The organism is Gemmata sp. SH-PL17, from assembly GCF_001610855.1.
In the GTDB taxonomy this organism is placed as follows: Bacteria; Planctomycetota; Planctomycetia; order Gemmatales; family Gemmataceae; genus Gemmata; species Gemmata massiliana.
Map to the genome: position 1 here is coordinate 3295759 of NZ_CP011271.1, position 18369 is coordinate 3314127.

Consider the following 18369-nt stretch of genomic DNA (forward strand, 5'->3'; position numbering starts at 1 on the left):
GCAAGAGGCTGCTCCACCGACTGCACATCGTGGGCGGCATCACCCGCCAAAACCCTCGAACAGCGGCGTGGACAGGTAGCGTTCGCCCAGGCTGTTCATGATCGTGACGATCCGCTTCCCGCGGAACTCCGGGCGCGCCGCGACCCGAGCAGCAGCGCACATATTCGCCCCGCTGCTGATTCCGACCATCAACCCTTCTTCTTTCGCGAGCCGGCGCGCCCACTCGAACGCCTCGTCGTTGGTCACCGTCACGACCTCATTCACCAGCTTCCGGTCGAGGTTCGGGGGCACGAAGCCGGGGCCGATGCCCTGGATCTTGTGCGGTCCGGGCGCGCCGCCACTCAGGACCGGTGAGTGAACCGGTTCCACCGCAATCGCTTTGAAGTTCGGGTTGGACCGGCGCACGAAGCGCGTCACGCCGGTGATGGTGCCGCCGGTGCCGACGCCCGCGACGATGGCGTCGATGTCGTGCCCGCTATCGGTCCAGATTTCCGGCCCGGTGGTCGCTTCGTGAACGGCCGGGTTCGCCGGGTTCTCGAACTGCTGCGGCATCCAGGCACCGGGCGTCCGGGCGACCAGCTCGTTGGCCCGCGCGATCGCTCCGCGCATACCATCGGCTGCTGGCGTAAGTACCAGATGGGCGCCCAGCGCCCGCAGGAGCGCGCGGCGCTCCGCGGACATCGATTCGGGCATCGCGAGTGTCAGCCGGTAGCCCTTTGCAGCGCACACGAACGCCAGCGCGATTCCGGTGTTGCCGCTGGTCGGCTCGATGATGTGTGTGTCGGCGGTCACGACTCCGGCGCGCTCGCCGGCCTCGATCATCGCCACCCCGATGCGGTCCTTCACACTACTTAGTGGGTGGACGAACTCGCACTTCGCGAACACGGTGGCGTGGCCCGACGGAACGAGACGGTTGATGCGCACCATCGGGGTGTCCCCGACGGCGGCGGTGATCGTGTCGAACGTCTTCCCGCGTGGCATCGCCCGTCTCCGCCGTCAGATCCCGTCACCGCCGACCAGTTCCAGGCTGAACAGCTCGCGGTCGTCGACGGGGGCGTTCCGGGACACCTGCGCGAGCGTCGCGTTGTCCATGTACGACGCGGTTACGTTGCGGATGTCCAGGAGGACGCGGCGGAACCGGCACGTGGGCGCCTGGGTACACGGCTCGTTGTTCGAGATCGACACGCACCCGACCGGTGCGAGGATGCCGTCGAAATGGCGCACGACCTGGCCGAGAGTGATCCGTTCCGGTGGCAGCGCGAGCACGTACCCGCCCATGCGCCCGGGCGAACTCTCCACCCATCCCTGCGACTTCAGGTCGAGCATGATGTGTTCGAGGAACTTCTTCGGCACGTCGTTCTGCTTGGCCAACTCGTTCATCGAGATCGGTCCCTGGCCCCACCGGTCCACGAGCGCGAGGAGCACCCGGAGGGCGTAGTCCGTCTTGCGCGAGAGCCTCATCGGAAGTCCTGCCGCGAATGGAGGGGAGCGCGAAGGCTAATGTCGACTACGGGAGTCGATATTAGACCTCTGCGCCGCACCCCGTCAACGAGCGCGGGCCGACTCTGTTAAGTCGAAGCGGGTGGGGCAGGGGAGTGGACGAGCGAAATGAACAAGCCCACCGAAAAACTGTTCGGTGGACTTGGAACGCGGATCGCCGGGGCAGAGTTCGGCGCCCGGATCGGGTTCTCAGCACATGCAGCAGCACACCGGGGTGCCGCCCATCATCAGGCAGCACGCGCACCCGGACTTCATGCACATCATCATGCAATCGCAGCACGCCTGGATCATGTCGCAGCACATCTTGTCGCCGCTGGTGCAGGTGACGCAGCACCCGTTCGCGGTCATCTCGACCTTGCACGCGCCCATCGTCATGTTGCAGCAGCACACGGTCATGCCGTTCATGGTGCAACACATGCTGCACATCCCGCCGGCCATCATGGTGCACAGGTTCTGCATCATGACGCACGCGGCCGGGTCGTCGCACATGCATGTGATCTTTATCCCCCCGGCGCACTTTTCCATCTTCATCGTGCAGCGCGGGACCATCACCATGTTCGGGGCCATGACCGGCATGCCCATGCCCATCCCGGTCGCGGGGGACGAGGACGGCATTGCGGCGGTCATCGGGTTCATCATCGCATTCACCATGATCGTCTCTGGTTCGGTGGATTGGTACGGCCCGTATTTAGGCTTCTGCGGCGATTCTAAACTCTCGTGGTGCCGACGCAATTGCGACAACTTTGGTCGGGGTTACGTTTTTGAGGGGTGTTTGAGCAGGGGATTGCTCCGATCGAAGACGATAAGATTCGTCGTAACTGACACTGGGAAAACGACATCCTCGCAGAACCGGAAACGCGATTGGTCTACTCAAAAGTGGTGACGGTGCTCACGCACTTTTTAACCCATTTTCTTGGATCGTATGGCCTCGCAGTCCTAAACCTGACGTAGTGGAAGTGAAGATCGTGCGTATTCGTACAATCACGGCCCAAAATAGTTGACTATGGGCATCTGACTGGTAATAATATCATCGTGGTTCGGCCCCCGGCCGCTCTGATATCGCTCCGAGGGGAGAGGCGGAGCTTGAGTCGTGAGCGGTTCGGGCGGCTGAATCACAACACTTCGTAAATCAAAGCTGTTCAAATCCCAAACGAAGCCGGCTAATTTATTCTGAACGCTTTGTTTAAATGAATTCTTGCTCGTGGCAACTTCCGTGTCACGCGAGCGGTCGGCACAATTCTTGGCTGGAATGACCCCAGAAAACTGCTGGTTACTTTGCAACCCTCACACCAAGGTTGCCTTGCGGGTGAATCGGTGAACGCGGCTACTTGTACCAGTCCCTTGGTCTGAATGTGGTCTAAATCTGATCGAATTGTTACCTGGTTGGTTGCAATTCTATTGGCCGCATCGTGGAAGAATTGTTGCTAGGCGAATCAAGATTTGTTGTGTGAAAATGCCTGGAAATGAGCAGGTGGCGGGGGGTAATTTCCTTTCGAGACACCAAGTCGAGTTGCTTTCTCCAGCGGCGCGGTTACAATTGCTTCAGATAGATGACTATGGCTACTTGATTAGTAGTAATTGCCGTGAGTCGCTGTCTGAGGGGCTTGTCATGGCTGAGCATCGATTTCGGGAACAACTTGCTCAACTTCACCCGGCATCGGTTTCGGTGTCCGCGCTTTGTGGAATGAGTGCGTTCGTCCCGTGTCCGATGTTCGCGTGGTTCGCTCCGAGTCAGCAGGCACAGATTCAGGAGATCTACCGTATCGCGGCGGAACGCACGCGCGAGCAGCTCCGACCGAAGCGGAGCCGTATTTCGCAGTTCTCGCTGAACTGATGACTGTTGCATGCTGAACCCCACTGTCAACTGGCAGTGGGTCTTCTGTTAATTTTGGCTAGCACTTGCTGGTTCGTGTTATTCGCACACCGTCGCCGACAAATCCAAGTTGCAGTTCTCGCTTCGATCCAGGTTAACTCTCTCGCACTCACACTGATTGCATTCGCTGGTGCGCCACCAATTTCCGCGCCGTTTCTTTGCAGTACGCGCGGGCGGTGATCGGTCTGATCGGCACAGCGCGTTCGCGCCGTAAGTGGACCGCGCCACAAAAGTGCGCGGCCGTTCGAGCACGGAACCGAGCGCTCCTCAACTCACTGCGTGAGATGTGCCGGATGCTCGGAAGGGGGGCAAGTCGGTTCCGTCCTCTCCGCAGAGGAAGCCATACGCAGCGAACACCAGACTCACGTGGTGGTGCCAGCCGTGCCAAGCGCGGCCCTCGAAGTGGTCCAGTCCCAGTTCACTTTTGAGCCAATCGAATCGGCGCTGCGATTCTACGAGATGGGCGGTGAGATCCTCTCGTGCGACCAATCCGCGCGGCCAGCCCGTCCCGGAAGTCCGTTCCGCCGATGTATTCGGCCTCACCGGTCACGGTGCCGGGCGCGTCGCCCTCGCTACGCAGTTCGTCGATCAGCCGCAGTGCGATCGCGGCCTTTGTCGCTGGTTCACGCTCGTCGGAGGGCAGGGCGCGTTCGTCTGAGTCTGCGTGCTCGCGCAGCCACGACGCCGGAAGGTACAGGCGCGCGGCGAGCGGGAAATAACCCGCCGGTCCGACGCGCGCGACGAACACCCCGACCTGGCAGTTGATCTTCTTACCCAGCGATCGCGCGTACTGGCGCTGGACCCCGACGGAGTGCCGGCCCTTCTTGGTGAACACGCCGTCGTGTACGACCCAGACCGCGCCCGGATCGGGGCGCGGCGCGACGGCGAAGCGTCGAACTGCGCCGAGCAACCGGCGCGCGTCCCACGGGCTGTGGCTGACGAAGTGCTGGAGCGCCTGCGCGAGGTTCGATTCGACCATCATCACGCGCCCGGCCGCGGTCGCGATGGCCTCGACGTTCTTGCGCTCGGTCCGCTCGAGAAGCCCCCGGACGTAGGCGCGAAATCTCAAAAGTTGGTCGGACCGGTGAAACACGGGCCGGAACGCGGACACGTACCCTTCAAACCGCGCCAATCGGTCGCCGGTGATCGGGGGTGTTCCTGGCGCGCCCTGCGGAGCGCTGGTGCCTTCCACTGCACACCTCTCGGCGATGCCGAACCGACAACGAGGCGAATCGCTCGCTGCATTGGCTCCTTAATTATTTCTATGGATATGATAATAGTAGTGAATTGCGACAGGAGATCACTCAGGGACACCAGTGTTCGCCTCACTTTGTCAGGTGTGGCTCCGGAGACGGTCGAATTCGATGTGCGTAAGTCGTTTTTAAATTTGGATTTGCGGACTTATTACGCGAGTTCGCTGCCGATTTGAGGAGAGTTCTTTTGAGGTCTGAGGTTGGACTGTGAAGGGTCAGGCCAACCAGATGAGTAAGTGGTTGATGCCTTCGATCAACAAGCCGACGGATAGCAATCCGACGCCGATCCACGCACACCGAGGTGAACCGCACGTCCACTCGCCCCAACGCCACCGACCGATGCACGCGGTACCTAGCTCCACTGGACCGGCTGCAACAATGCGGCTGCCCGCGCCCGTTACCGTCCAAATGAGGGCACTTCCGGTGCGGCCGTCTCCTGGGAAGACGAGGATCGCTTTCCTGGTGGCAATGCCCGTCACACCCAGCACCACAAGTAGGAGGCCGAAAAGCAGAAGACCTGTGTCCTCCCAGATCGGTGGACCCGGATCCGCCGGCGCGCTCGTGCCGTCGCTACTTCGTGGCGGCTCCATTCTGTGCTCGCATGGGTGACCTCAGTTTCGTTCACACACGCACTTCCCAACGACAATCTCAGCGTGACGGATCGGGCTCACTGTTTGTAGCCCGTATCACCGGTTTCGGGACCGTTCTCGGCTGCACCGCCTTACTTGACGGAGTAATCTCAGCGGCGCCTAAATCGACGGTGGACCGATTGACTGCATCGAGGCAGTCGGGTAGATTATAAATGTGATTCATTTAGTGATCTATTTGTGGAATTGAGTTGCAACAATTTGATTGAAAAGGGATTGCGTTGCGGACCGACCGGCGACTCGGTGGTCGTGTTCGTGCAAAAGTACAGCGGGAAGAATTGACCCACTTCCCGTCACCTGCTCGCATCGTTGGCGCGCTGAGTGAAGGAGAGAGCATTCGGCGCGCGGCCGTGAGATACATCATTGCTCGGTGGCGTTAGAGGAGCGCCGCGGGCGGTGCGAGCAGTGTTTTTTCACGCGATGTGATTGGAACGGTGCGGCGGATTCTGGTGGACGTAACTGGCGAGTGAATCGAGGAGCTTGCGATGGTCGCGCGCGTCGTGCTTTCTGATGTGGGACGGGACGCGGTTACCGGTGGGGACACCGAGGCGCTTGTCGCCCGGCTCACCCGGGCCGCTTACGAAGTCGCATTGCGCTACCGCCCGGATCGGCCGTTCAACGAGTTAGAATTTGCTTTGTGGCGCGAGATCCGCACCGTACTGAACGCACCGGAAGCGACATAGCCTTTTGGCGAAGGGTGCGAAACGAATTGCGGTTTGTCGACGTCTTGTGGTCCGCTCCCGTTGTGAGCGGACCACATCCATTCTGAAGTGTGCCAATCGTGGGCCTTGTCCTACCACGCACTCGACTTGATAGTACCTCCGTCCCTTCTACCACCCCTATCAATCGACCACCAACGGGTATTAGAGTCGCTGCACAATAGCGCTGGATCGGTTCGCGCCGGTTCACGGATCCTACCGAAAACACTTCGCGCACGCGCAGTCGTTCGTAAGTCACGACGTTGTAATTTTGAAGATTTTGGCGGCGCATGTCGGGGCCAAAAGTGGTTTGGAATTGGAGAGGGTTCGCACGCAGCGTTCCCCGCGTGCTGGAGCCCCCGCGCGCGAACACGTTCACCCGTTGAGAAGGTCGTGTCACTTAATTCTGTCTCGGGGTGAATTTATTGTTATTGAAACAATAGGATTCATACGTTCGAGATTCTCACTTGGCGCGCTATCCGATTGCGGTTGTAATCCTATGAGTACGCTGTGTCGGGAGATGCGCTCCGCCGGCGCCTCCGCTTGTCGCCGGTTTCGGCCCACTCGTTTGTGACTCTCTATTGTCACAGGAACCGGTTCGCCGGCGCCCCGCTCCGAAACTGCCTGCTCTCCGCATTCGACGGTGGTCCCGTGAATCTGACCGTGTTTCAGAAGGGGCTGGTTCTCATCGCCCTGCCCCTACTGTTACAACTCGTCTTCTTCGTTGCCGCCGTTCGGTTTCAGCGCGACCACGAGGACGCCGAGCGGTGGGCCGCTCACACCAAAGACGTGATCGCCCGCACACACGAGATTCACGGCACCGTTGCGGACGCCCACGCCTCGGTTCGCGGGTACGTCATTTCGGGCGATCCGAGTTTCGCGCAACCCTTTCGGGACGCTCTCCGGGACTTGCCGGAGCAGTTCAACGACCTCGACGAACTCGTGAAGGACAACCCGGAACAGGCCGAGCGCGCCCGGGTGCTCCGGGGGCGAGGGACTAACTTGTTCGCGTGGCAGCGGGACGTTGAGAAGTTGCTTCAGGGAGGGGCTGTTGAGGAAGCCGTCAAGCGAGTACAAACCGGGCGCGGGAACGTGCTCATGGCCGAGTTCCGTCAGGCGGTAAAAGCATTTCTGGAAAAGGAAGAGCGCCTCGACCGAGACCGGTTGGCCGCACTGGAGCGGTCGCGGGTCCGGCTCAATCACTTGTTTGTGTTCGGGGGGCTTCTCGTCGCCGCGAGCACGTTCACCCTCGGGTACGTGTTCCACCGGAGCATCGCGCGCCGGTTCGCCGCGCTGGAAACCAACGCGCACCGGTTGGCCCTCGGTGGGGCACTGCCCCCGCCGTTAGAGGGGAACGACGAGATCGCCAGCGTCGATCGGGCGATTCGGGCGATGGCCGCCGAATTAACTCGGGCATCGGAGCAGGTCCGGGATCTGTACGACAACGCCCCGTGCGGGTACCACTCGGTCGATCAGGACGGGGTGCTCGTCGCGGTCAATCGCACCGAGTTGCGGTGGCTCGGGTACGGGGCCGACGAAGTGCTCGGGCGGAGGCGGTTCGCCGATCTGGTAAGCCCGAACAGTCGTGCCACGTACCAGCGCGGGTTCGACCGGGTGAGGGAAGAGGGCGCGGTCGTCGGCGTCGAACTCGATCTGGTGCGCGCGGACGGGACCACGCTTCCCGTTCTGGTCAGCTCCTCGTCGGTCCGTGACTCCGACGGGCGCTACCTGCGGAGCCGCACGATGCTGACCGATTTGACCGAGCGCAAGCGCGCCGAGAACGAGGTCCGGCGGTTGAACGCGGAACTGGAGGAGCGGGTGCAGATCCGGACGGCGGAACTGGACCGGTCGAACGCCGCTCTGCGCGAAGAGGAGGCGCTGTTTCGTGGAGCGTTCGACACCACGAACATGGCGATGGTGCTGACGGACCTCGACAACCGGTTCATCCGCGCGAACACTGCCTTCGCCCGGATGTTCGGGTACGCGAAACCGGACGATGTGCTGGGGTTGGGATTGGCCGACGTCACCCATCCGAATCACTTGGACGAAAGTTACGAGCGCCGGGCGGCGCTTCTCGCGGGAGCGGGCGACCACTTCCAAATGGAAAAACAGTACCGGCACAAGGACGGGCACGTTCTCTGGGGGCTGACGAACGTGGCCCTGGTTCGCGGCTCGGACGGGCGCCCCCTGATGTACGTCGGCCAGGTGCAAGACATTACCGAGCGAAAGGCGGCCGAGGTCGCCGTTCGGGAGCGGAGCGCGGCGCTGGCCGAGGCGAACCGGGATCTGGCCCAAAAGAACACCGAGAACGAGATGTTCGTGTACAGCGTGTCGCACGATCTCCGGTCCCCGCTCGTGAACCTCCAGGGGTTCAGCAAGGAGCTGGAAAAGGGGTGTCAGCAATTGACGGCCCTGGTCAACGAAGAAAGCGTTCCCCCGGACGTTCGGACCCGGGGCCGGGCGCTGCTCGAAGGAAAAATGGCCAAATCGATCGGATTCATCCAAACGGCCGTTCTCCGGCTGAGCGGGATCATTGATGCCCTGTTGCGCCTGTCCCGCGTCGGCCGGGTCGAATATCGTTGGGAGGTCGTCGATCTGGCGCGCGTCGTCGAGCAGGTGGTGGTTGCGGCCCAAGGGACCGTCACCGAGCGCGGGGCGACTGTCCGGGTCGGCGACCTGCCCACCGCGCGCGGTGATCGAACCGCGCTCGAACAGTTGTTCGGGAACCTGATCGGGAACGCTCTAACGTACCTGGACCCGGCCCGGCCCGGGGTGATCGAGGTCGGGTGCCTGCCGCCCGAAACGGGCGACGTGCCGCTCGGGTTCCGAACCTATTTCGTGCGGGACAACGGGCTGGGGATCGCCCCGGCGCACCGCCAGAAGATCTTCCAGGCGTTCCAGCGGGCGCACCCCGGGGTCGGCTCCGGTGAGGGGCTGGGGTTGGCGATCGTGGCCCGCGTCGCGGAGCGCCATCAGGGGCGCGCGTGGGTGGAATCGCACCCGGGCGCGGGTAGTACGTTTTTCGTAACCCTGCCGGTGCCCGGGAGCGCCGGCTAACGGGACCGGTTTTTCGCCCCAAGGAGGGCTCATGGCCGAACGCGCACTGGTAATCCTGCTCGCCGAGGACGACGAAGGACACGCCTACTTGGTACAGCAGAACCTTCTGGACGCGGGGCTGGCCAACAAGGTCGTTCACGTGAAAGACGGGCAAGAAGCGCTCGACTACGTCCGGTGCGAGGGTGCGTACCGGGAGCGCGTTCCGAACGGGCCGTTGTTGCTGCTCCTGGACATCAACATGCCGCGCGTGGACGGGGTCGAGGTGCTCCGCCAGCTTAAAGCGGACCCGAAAACGAACGAGTTCCCGATCATTATGCTGACCACCACCGACGACCCGCGCGAAGTGAAACGGTGTTACGAACTGGGGTGCTCCAGTTACGTCACCAAGCCGGTCGAGTACGACCGGTTCGTCGAGGCGGTTCGACGCCTCGGGTTGTTCTTGGCGATTGTGAAGGTGCCCCGGGAAGACGACCGGGCGTAGCAGGAGCCGATTGAGATGACTGTTTCCCTCGCTGCCAACGCACCGAACGGCGCCGCGACCGCTACCGTTCTGGTCGTCGAGGACGATTTGGGGATCGCGGAACTCGAGCGCGGCCGGCTCGAAGAAGCCGGGTACACTGTGGTACTCACCGCGACCGCGGAAGAGGCGCTGGTCGAAGTCGCGAAGGGGGCGATCGACCTCGTTCTACTCGACTACCGGCTCCCCGGTGGAACGGACGGGCTGGACTTCTACGCGCGCGCGAAGGAGGCCGGGTACGACCTGCCGGTGATTCTGGTGACCGGGTTCAGTAACGAGGCCACCGTGATTCAGGCGCTGCGCGTCGGGGTCCGGGACTTCGTGACCAAGTCCCTGGAGTACCTCGACTACCTCCCGGAAGCGGTCGCTCGGATCTTGCGCCAGGTCGGGACCGAGCGCCGACTGGCCGAGTCGGAGGCGCGGCTGACCGGGATCATCGAGTCCGCAAAGGACGCGGTGATCGTGGTCGAGGAGAACCGGCGCGTCAGTCTGTTCAACCCGGCCGCGGAGCGCATGTTCGGGTGCCCGGCGGGGCGCGCGATGGGGCGCCCGCTCACCGACTTCATCCCGAACGAGTTCGTCTCATCGAGTGGTGGCGCGGACGCCCCTGAAGTCGGGTCGCTGTCGGCCCGAATCCGGTCGGGCACGCGCGGGCGCCGGGCCGGGGGCGGGGAGTTCCCGCTGGAGGCGACCGTTTCGCGGGGCGAGGCGGGCGGGCGCTCGTTCCACACCGTGGTGGTGCGGGACGTGACCGAGCGGAACCGGGCCGAGGAAGCCCTGCGCCGGAGCGAGGCGCTACTGCGCCAGGCCGAGAGCATGGCGCACGTCGCCGGGTGGACCTACGACGTGCGCACCGGCGAGTACGTGAGTTCGGAAGAGGGGAGCCGAATTTGTGAGTGCATCCCCGGCCCGCACGTCGGGGCGGAGTTGGCCCGCAAGGTCCACCCCGAGGACCGGGCGGAGGTCGAGGACGCACTGCGCCAGGCCCTGGCTGGGACGCCGTTCGAGATCGAGCACCGGCTCGTCGTCGGCGAGCGGATCAAGTGGGTCAACGTGCGCGGCGAGCCGGCACTGGACGCGGACGGGCACATCGTCGGGATCATCGGCGTCACCCAGGACGTGACCGAGCGCAAGCGCCTGGAGGAACAGTTCCGCCAGGCCCAGAAGATGGAGGCGTTCGGCCAACTCGCGGGCGGGGTCGCGCACGACTTCAACAACCTACTCACCGTCATCAACGGGTACTCGGACCTGCTCCTCCCCACGGTGCCCCCGGCGGACCGCCCGGCGCTCGACGCGATCCGCGACGCGGGCGAGCGCGCCGCCGGGCTGACCGCACAGTTATTGGCGTTCAGCCGCCGGGCGGTGCTGGAACCGCGGGTACTGGACCCGAACACGGTGATCGCCGAAACCGGGCGCCTGCTCCGGCGCCTGATCGGGGAGGACATCGTCCTGGATACCTCGCTCGACCCGGTCGTCAGCCGCGTGCGCGCGGACCCCGGACAACTGGGGCAGGTGCTCATCAACCTCGCGGTGAACGCGCGCGACGCGATGCCGCGCGGCGGGCGCCTGACCATCGAGACCCGGGACGTCGAACTGGGCGAGGAGTACGCCCGGCTCCACGCCGGGGTGCGCCCGGGGCGGTACGTGATGACCGCGGTCGCGGACACCGGGTCCGGGATGACGCCCGAGGTGAAGGCGCGCATTTTCGAGCCGTTCTTCACCACGAAGGGGATCGGGAAGGGGACCGGGCTGGGGCTGGCCACTACCTACGGGATCATCAAACAGAGCGGCGGGCACATCGAGGTGTACAGCGAACTCGGCGTCGGCACGACCTTTAAAGTGTACCTCCCGGTGGTCGACGGGTCGTCCGCGAGCGCGCCGACCGAACCGGTGGTGGTGCGGGGCGGGACCGAGTCCGTCCTCTTGGTCGAGGACCAGGTCAACGTGCGCACCTTCGCCCTGCTCGCGCTACAGACCTACGGGTACGCGGTGACGCCCGCGGTCGACGGCCGGGACGCGCTGAACTTGGTCTCGGGTGGTATCGCGGTGGACCTTCTCGTAACCGACGTCGTGATGCCCGGGATGAGTGGCCGCGAGTTGGCCGAAGCTCTCCGGCGACAGAACCCGGGGCTGAAAGTGCTGTTCACGAGCGGGTACACGGACGATGCCGTGGTGCGGCACGGCGTTTTGGACGCGGACGCCGCGTTCCTCCAGAAACCGTACACACCAATGGCGCTGGCGCGCAAAGTGCGCGAGGTACTCGACCGGCACCCGGAAGGGTGAACCCGAAACGTTCGCGCTCCGAGACCTACAGCTTTCGGATCGGGTTGTGCGCGGTTTCGCCCGCGACGGTCGTCCACTCGCGCACGCGCCAACGCGCCACCAGGCCGTTCGTCACGTAAGGGTCACTGGTCGCGAATGTTTCTACGGGGCCGGGTGAGTCACATTTGAAGAGTAGCACGGCCCCGTCGGGCGGGTCGGCGAGCGCGCCGCCCAGCACCAACTCCCCGCGATCCGCGGCGGCCCAAGCGTGTGCCAGGTGTGCGGCCCGCAGCGGGACACGCCGGTCCACGTAATCCGGAACCACGTCGTAAAAGAGCAAGTAGTGCATCGCATCACCCGCACAAACGGAACCACCGAAATGACCGCTTCCTGAACCGCGTGCGCGCGAAAAGCGGTGCGGTTCGATCTCCATCGTCGCGTACCGCGGGCCGATATTCCACACTGTTCCCGAACGCGACCCGAGGTCGCAGTTGGGAGCGAACCGGTCACGACGACCGGTACTCCTATCGCCCTCCACGGAAGGACCGTTTCATGTACAAAATCCTCCTCGCGATCCTTTTGGCCGCCGTCACCTTCACCTCCGTCTCGGGGTGCCGGACCGCGTCTTCGGGCGGTTGCAGCTGCGGCCACTAAACGTTGACCACTAACAATTTCGGGCCGCGCGAATCATGGTCGCGCGGCCCGATTTCGCGCCCCACCTCACGCACACTTGTCACTTTGTTATTCCGTCTTCGCCGCGTGAATTCCGCTCTGTGGCGGCTCACGACCTTATTGACCCGGACCGAAAGCTGGTACCCCCGGCGGAATTCTTGCCCGCACTTCAAGCGCCGGGTTCGTGCGCCCGCTCGGGCCGGTTGACAGCCCCTTTATTGTGCCCCACCGTTGCGTGTCCCCGTATTCTTGCGCCGCCAAACGGGTGCGAAGGATGGCCTCGGTGTCAGTCACGTTATCCGCCCAAAATCCTGCCCCGAGTAACTCCCGGTCCCGCCGGCGCGACGCGGTCCTCGCGACCGTTCTCGATCCGCGCCGGCTCCCGACGCCGCCCGCCGTCGCGCTCCAGGTGGTGAGCGCCGCGAGCCGCCCGGACTGCAAGCCCGACGAGATCGTTCGTCTGCTCTCGCAAGACCCGGCCCTCTGCGCGAAGCTGCTGAAGGCTGTTAATTCGTGCCTGTACGGGCTGAGCAAACCGATCGCCTCGCTGGAGCGCGCGATCACGGTGCTGGGCCTCGGCCCGGTCCGGTCGCTGGCGCTCGGGCTGTCGCTGCCCGCTATCAAGACCGGTCCCGCGGACCCGGAAACGCGGGCCTACCAAATTACGTCCGTCGCGGGGGCGATCATCGCGCGTGATCTCTCCGCGCGCACCCCTCGTTCCTCGCCCGCCGACGACATGGTCGCGGGCCTGCTCCGGGACATGGGAGCGGTGCTGCTCCAACAGACCTACCCCGATGCCTGGCGCGACATGACGGAGCGCTGGGGCGACCACCTGCTCGCGCAGGCGTGCGAGGCCGAAGAAGAAACGTTCGGTATCAACCACGCGGACGTGACCGCCGAACTGCTCTCGATCTGGAAGTTGCCCCCGGAAATCGTCCAGCCGATCCGCTTTCACCACAACCCGGAACAACTTGCTGGGGCCGCAAAAGCGGTCAGCCGGCGCGCCGAATTGCTCTACTTTTCGGGCCTGCTCGCGAGCCTCGACACCGTGGTGCGGCACCCGACCGTTCTCGAATACGTGCTCGACGTGGCCCGCACCCAGTACGGGCTGCCGAAGCCCGAACTCATCCGGTTCATGCGCGGGATCGTTCCCAAGATCATCGATTTCGGCGAACTGCTGAACCGCGACGTGCGCGACTGCCCGAACTTCGCGGAGGCGCTCACGGCGGGCGGGCAGGAACTGGTGAACCTCGCGGTGGAGACGAACCGCACGCGGCTCAGCGGCGCAGTGCCCACGTCCGGTGTGCGCTCGATTCCGGTCCCTGGCAGTGCGGTGCCCCCGTCCCAGGCGCGCGCGGTGCCCGCGCCCGGCGGTCAAGTTCCTCCGTCCCACGCGCGTCCGGTACCGACACCGGCCCCGTCCGGGCACGTGTCCCCGCCCCAACCCGCGCCTCAGTCACAAACACAGTACGACGTCTGGTCCTCTGCCGGGGCCACGCTCGACGCGGGCACCGGTCGGCGCGCGGCGGGGTCCAAAGCCGGTCCCACGCTGCCCGAGTTCCGGCCCGGGTTCCTCGAACAGTTCCCGGTCAGCGGGTGCCAACTGGGGGACTACGAACTGCGCGAGATCCTCGGGCGCGGGGCGATGGGGATCGTGTTCAAGGGGTACGAGCCGAGCCTGGCCCGGTTCGTGGCGATCAAAATGCTGGCCCCGGAGACGTCCGCGGACCCGCGGGTCCGGGAGCGGTTCGCGCGTGAGGCCCGGGCGGGCGCGGCGATCCGGCACGAGAACGTGATCACGATTTACGCGGTGCGCGAACTCGGGGGCATCGCGTACCTCGCGATGGAGTACGTCCAGGGCGTCGCCCTCGATCGGTACATCGAGAAGAAGAACCCGTTGCCCGTTACCACCGTCGTCCAGCTCTCGCGTCAAATCGCGCTCGGTTTAGCCGCGGCTCACAAGCGGGGGATCATTCACCGCGACATCAAACCCGCGAACATCATCCTGGAATACGAGACGAACACCGCGAAGATCGCCGACTTCGGGCTCGCGCGGAACGGAGCCGACGGGAGCAACCTGTCGCAAACCGGGGGGCTGATCGGTACGCCCTACTTCATGGCCCCGGAGCAAATTCAGGGGCAGCCTGCGACCGTGGCTTCGGACCTGTTCAGTCTGGGCGGCGTGTTGTACTCACTGTGCACCGGCATACCACCGTTCCCGGAGAAATCCTTGGCCGCGGTTCTCTACGCGGTGTGTTCGGCGGAACCGAAACCGATCTACAAACTTCGTTCGGACATCCCGCAGTGGCTCGAAGACGTCGTGATGAAGTTGTTGAGCAAAGATCCCACGCAGCGGTTCAAAAACGCTTCCGAGGTCGCGGACGCGCTTATCAAGAGTACGTACTGATCGGATTTGCCAAAATAAGCTGTGCGCTAACTTTGCACCCAAGAAGATTTTAGGGTGCTCTTTGTTGAAAAAGGCGTGTCTGCACCAGATTTTTGTTGCGTCTCCGGGAAGGTGCGGTAATTTACTAAGTGGCAGACCGATTGATAGTCGGCTCTATCGGTGCCTCACTTCTATCTGTCCTTAGCCGACGGTGAGGAGTACATCTGATGACAGGTGCTACTAATCTCCTCTCTGATACCGAGTCGCCACCGGGCATTTAAGGGCTGCACGCCACTGGTCCTTTTTGAGGTTCAGCCGAGCAAGTGAGACGCTATTCCGGCTCTCGTCTCCTGCCGATGTTCTTAAACCTCTGTGACCTGACGCGACAGCCGTTAGAGCTTTTTGATTTAATCCGAATACACAATTTGCGCCGGAATACGCAACTCGAATATCGAGTAAGGGTCAATTGACCTTCCCGCGTTGAGGGGCCGAGTGAGATCGCCCAATCGGGCCTTCAAATGGGATCAATGAAATTGGGCGCTGAACAGTTCAGCGCCCAATTTCATTGTCGGTCACACTCCGAACAGGATCAACGCATCTAATTTGCCTTGAATCCTTGTAGCACTCGCCGAGGTATTGCTGGTCCCATCCGGCACTCAATCTCTTGGCCTTGATGCTCCCGCGCGTGGGATTTTGCTTGAGGAGCGAGGCGGCAACCCGCCGAACCACGCCCACGTTGGCACCGGCGTTCGTATCGCAGGTCCGGTTCTAGTCTTCTCGGAACGCGATATCGCGGCACCAGTGCGGACCGTTCTCTGCGCCCCAGCGACGACGTAACTGCCCAACTCCTCGGCCGCCCCGCGTCGGCTCGTGAGGTAGAAGTGGCACGCGCGAGCGCTCGTCCCGTTCGCCGCGCGCTCGCACCCGACCACCACGACCGCGCCCACGTCCGTCCAAACCGCCGGTAACCCTTCGGGGTCGTGGATCACGGTCACGTATCGCTCCTCGTGCCGACCGTGACCGTCCTCGACCGACGCGCATGTCGCACCCCTCGCAGGACCGTTCCTTGTTTCATGTTGTGGATTTGAGTGCGGTTGGGTAATCGGGGCGCGTTGCCTCTTGGTCCCGGAGTTGCGCATGCCCCCTCGCACCCTGTACGACGCGCTCGCCACGCTCCCCGACCCACGCAGTCGCCACGGTCGTGTCCACCCCTTGCCTGCCGTTCTGGGACTCGTCGCGTTGGCCCTGCTCATGGGACGCAAGAGCCTCTCCGGGATCGCGCGATTCGGGCGACAACACGGAACCCCACTGGCCCACGCACTCGGGTTCCGACGGGGCCAAACGCCTACCACGTCCACGCTCTCGCGCACGCTCCGACGATTCGACGCGCAACAACTCGAAGTCGCCCTGTCGCGCTGGATCGAGGGGCGCATCGACCCCGCCGCGTTTGAACACCTCGCGCTCGACGGCAAGACCCTGCGTGGGAGTCGCGACGGGGACGTGCCCGGACTGCACCTGGTCGCCGCGTTCGCGCCCGCGGTGAAGGCGGTGCTGGCCCAGGTGCGCGTCGATGCCAAGACCAACGAACACAAGGCCGCGCTGGAACTGTTGGGGATCCTGCCCCTCAAAGGCAAGGTGGTGACGGGCGACGCCATGTTCTGTCAACGGGATCTGGTGGAGCAGGTGATCGAAGCCGGGGGCGAGTACGTCCTGGTGGCCAAGAACAACTAACCGGCCTTGGTCATCGACATCGAGAGCGGGTTCGCGTTCGCAACCGCCGCCCGCTCGATCGCGGCGCCCACTTCCCCCTGAATCGGTCCCGGCGCCGGTCGGCCGCGTCAACGGACAAGGGTCACGGGCGTCGGGAGAAGCGGACCCTTGAGGTCACGCGGATCCTGACGGTGACCCCGAAGTGGAAGGGACTCAAACAGGGGTTCAAAGTAACGCGCGAGCGCATGGTGAAGGGGGTGCGGACCGTGGAGGTGGTGCATGGGATCACCAGCTTCTCGGCGGCGCGCGCGGACGCGGCAACACTTCGGGGCCTGGTTCGGGACCACTGGGGCATCGAGAACCCGTTGCATTACGTTCGGGACGTGACTCTGGGCGAGGATGCGTGCCGGGTGCGCAAGGGCACCGCCCCGCAGGTTCTCGCGGCCTTGCGCAATGCCGTGGTTCATTTGTTGTCCCGGGTTCGGGCTAAGAATCACCCCGAGGCCATCGAACAACTTCAAATACACCCGGACCAAGCACAGGCGCTTATCGGCATCCCGCAAGGTGAATAAAGGAACGGCCCTGGAGGCGCTCGCACACGATCGCGGTATGCGCGCCAGCCACGCGGGTGAGGAGCAGGGTGCGGTGGTTCGGGCCGTCGAGCTTGAGCTTCTTGAGCACATCGTCGGCGTCCGCGGGCGAGCCGCGTTTGATGAGGGTAACGCGGCCGATCTGGTGCTCACGCAGGTAGTCTCGCAGGTGCTTCGGATGAAACGGCGCCGAGTGCTCCACGCGGAACGCGGTCGCGAACGGCGTAACCGTATGTTGCTCCGAGGTGAGAAGTTGCACCTCGAAGTCGATCGGTTCGGCGTTGATGCGTGTAGCCAGTTCGTGGACCAGCCCGGCTCGCGTGACCGCTGGGTCGGGGTCGTAAATCACGGCACCGACCCGTTCCGCGAGCGGAAGCGAATCGGCCGGCGCGTCGGCCGCAAGTGTATCCCCGGAAGGAAGTAACGTTGCGCGCCGAGTGGCTCCGCGTAACGAGCCGAACCACAGCACGCACTCTTTGAGTTCGCCGTGAAGGGAGACAAATTCCGCTTCCGCGTCCGGAGGAAGGTCCGACTTCGCCACCCCGGGCGCGATTTTGACCGCGAGCGGGAAGTTTGACGGGAATCGTGCCCGAATCGCACTTAATGAGGGCGTGTAATCTTCCGGGCTGAGGAACCGGCGGTTTTCACTGCGTCGGTTTGGGTCGGCGAACGCGGCTTTTGTTTCGAGCGGTACAGTCAGTGCATCCCCTACGATCCCTCGGACCCGATCGCTGACTCCCACTGCCGCGGCGTTTGCTTCTGTCATGCTGATCCGCAGCGGATCGATGTCTACAGCCTCCACCGTCAAACCCGCTGAGGCAAACGCGAGGGCATCACCGCCGATCCCGCAGCACAGGTCCGCAACGCGACCAAAACCGGCGAACCGAGCGGTCCGGTGACGGGCCACGACGTCGCTCGTGGATTGTTCGAGCGCCTCTCGCGTGAAGTACATCCGGTCCGCGTCGGTGAACTTGTCGCGTGCTTTGAGCCGCAGGAGAGCCGTTTCGAGGGCGATCTTCGCAAGTTCCGGCGAATGATGCTTGCGGAGCGCCGCGGAATTCGCAAGAAAAGTCGCCTCGGTGGGCTGAAGGGTGACCGCCTGGCGCAGCGCGCCCTGTCCCACAGGGGTCAACAACTGACGAAACACTTCCAGGTCCATGATCGCTCGCCCGCCCTCGACGTTCGTGTGCCGCACCGCTACCTT

General features: G+C 63.7%; 14 protein-coding genes. 8 read left to right on the top strand and 6 right to left on the bottom strand.

Annotated elements, in window-relative coordinates; all coding sequences use genetic code 11:
- Positions 1-39: 39 nt before the first annotated feature.
- From cysK to VT84_RS40110, 3 genes are all read right to left on the bottom strand, one after another.
- Positions 40-981, bottom strand: coding sequence for a cysteine synthase A (gene cysK / locus VT84_RS13770; protein WP_082839961.1), 942 nt, complete (start codon positions 979-981; stop codon positions 40-42).
- A gap of 15 nt (positions 982-996) precedes the next feature.
- Positions 997-1461, bottom strand: a complete 465-nt coding sequence (locus VT84_RS13775) for an RrF2 family transcriptional regulator (RefSeq protein ID WP_082839962.1) — start codon at positions 1459-1461, stop codon at positions 997-999.
- A 228-nt stretch (positions 1462-1689) separates the two neighbouring features.
- Positions 1690-2151, bottom strand: coding sequence for a hypothetical protein (locus VT84_RS40110; RefSeq protein WP_204249755.1), 462 nt, complete (start codon positions 2149-2151; stop codon positions 1690-1692).
- 1033 nt (positions 2152-3184) lie between these two features.
- Between VT84_RS40110 and VT84_RS38515 the strand changes: the two genes are divergently transcribed.
- On the top strand, positions 3185-3334 hold the full coding sequence (locus VT84_RS38515) for a hypothetical protein (RefSeq protein ID WP_157469491.1): 150 nt from the start codon (positions 3185-3187) through the stop codon (positions 3332-3334).
- Between the two features lie 457 nt (positions 3335-3791).
- Here VT84_RS38515 and VT84_RS13785 read toward each other — a convergent pair whose 3' ends face one another.
- Positions 3792-4565 (bottom strand): transposase, encoded by a 774-nt coding sequence (locus tag VT84_RS13785; protein ID WP_162271696.1) that lies wholly within the window; start codon positions 4563-4565, stop codon positions 3792-3794.
- Positions 4566-5758: 1193 nt separating this feature from the next.
- On the opposite strand from VT84_RS13785, the gene VT84_RS13795 reads away from it, so the two are divergent.
- The 4 genes from VT84_RS13795 (at position 5759) to VT84_RS13810 (ending at position 11828) form a co-directional block, all read left to right on the top strand.
- Positions 5759-5956, top strand: a complete 198-nt coding sequence (locus VT84_RS13795; protein WP_082839965.1) for a hypothetical protein — start codon at positions 5759-5761, stop codon at positions 5954-5956.
- Positions 5957-6622: 666 nt separating this feature from the next.
- Positions 6623-9028 (top strand): PAS domain S-box protein, encoded by a 2406-nt coding sequence (locus VT84_RS13800; RefSeq protein WP_162271697.1) that lies wholly within the window; start codon positions 6623-6625, stop codon positions 9026-9028.
- 31 nt (positions 9029-9059) lie between these two features.
- Positions 9060-9509, top strand: coding sequence for a response regulator (locus VT84_RS13805; protein ID WP_052558126.1), 450 nt, complete (start codon positions 9060-9062; stop codon positions 9507-9509).
- A 15-nt stretch (positions 9510-9524) separates the two neighbouring features.
- On the top strand, positions 9525-11828 hold the full coding sequence (locus tag VT84_RS13810; RefSeq protein WP_082839967.1) for a response regulator: 2304 nt from the start codon (positions 9525-9527) through the stop codon (positions 11826-11828).
- Positions 11829-11853: 25 nt separating this feature from the next.
- On the opposite strand, the gene VT84_RS13815 is transcribed toward VT84_RS13810, so the two are convergent.
- Positions 11854-12156: a YciI-like protein gene (locus tag VT84_RS13815; protein ID WP_052558120.1), complete on the bottom strand. Its 303-nt coding sequence runs from the start codon at positions 12154-12156 to the stop codon at positions 11854-11856.
- 597 nt (positions 12157-12753) lie between these two features.
- Here VT84_RS13815 and VT84_RS40805 point away from each other — a divergent pair.
- The 3 genes from VT84_RS40805 to VT84_RS41695 all read left to right on the top strand — a co-directional run bounded on the left by VT84_RS40805 (position 12754) and on the right by VT84_RS41695 (position 17147).
- On the top strand, positions 12754-14886 hold the full coding sequence (locus tag VT84_RS40805) for a protein kinase domain-containing protein (protein ID WP_410000379.1): 2133 nt from the start codon (positions 12754-12756) through the stop codon (positions 14884-14886).
- Between the two features lie 1116 nt (positions 14887-16002).
- Positions 16003-16596 (top strand): ISAs1 family transposase, encoded by a 594-nt coding sequence (locus VT84_RS41690; protein ID WP_157469492.1) that lies wholly within the window; start codon positions 16003-16005, stop codon positions 16594-16596.
- 77 nt (positions 16597-16673) lie between these two features.
- The gene (locus VT84_RS41695; RefSeq protein WP_255359568.1) at positions 16674-17147 is read left to right on the top strand and encodes an ISAs1 family transposase; all 474 of its coding nucleotides are present in this window, start codon (positions 16674-16676) and stop codon (positions 17145-17147) included.
- On the opposite strand, the gene VT84_RS13835 is transcribed toward VT84_RS41695, so the two are convergent.
- The gene (locus tag VT84_RS13835; protein ID WP_162271698.1) at positions 17122-18360 is read right to left on the bottom strand and encodes a class I SAM-dependent methyltransferase; all 1239 of its coding nucleotides are present in this window, start codon (positions 18358-18360) and stop codon (positions 17122-17124) included. The two genes, VT84_RS41695 and VT84_RS13835, sit on opposite strands and share 26 nt — an antisense overlap.
- Positions 18361-18369 lie beyond the last annotated feature (9 nt).